Origin of the sequence: Anoxybacillus sp. LAT27 (assembly GCF_022030075.1) — a bacterium.
Taxonomy (GTDB): Bacteria; Bacillota; Bacilli; order Bacillales; family Anoxybacillaceae; genus Anoxybacillus; species Anoxybacillus kestanbolensis.
On the sequence record NZ_JAIWYK010000298.1, the window covers coordinates 1 to 233 of the forward strand.

General features: G+C 47.2%; 1 pseudogene. It reads left to right on the top strand.

Annotation, left to right across the window (positions count from 1 at the left end):
• Window positions 1-233: pseudogene (locus LD028_RS09530) on the top strand (isomerase); the annotation flags it as partial.

Consider the following 233-nt stretch of genomic DNA (forward strand, 5'->3'; position numbering starts at 1 on the left):
TGAAAGTAGCGTTTAACCAGGCGACGACCATGAAATACTCGACGCTTCAAAACGATCTGGAGCTGTGTGAAACGTACGGGTATGACTACATTGAAATCAGGCTGGATAAGCTAAGGGACTATTTGCGGGAACATGCGGCAGAAGATTTGAAATCCTTCTTCGACACGCACAGAATCAAGCCCTACGCCTTTAATGCCTTGGAGTTTGTCACGTTCAGAGACAAGGCCGGGTAT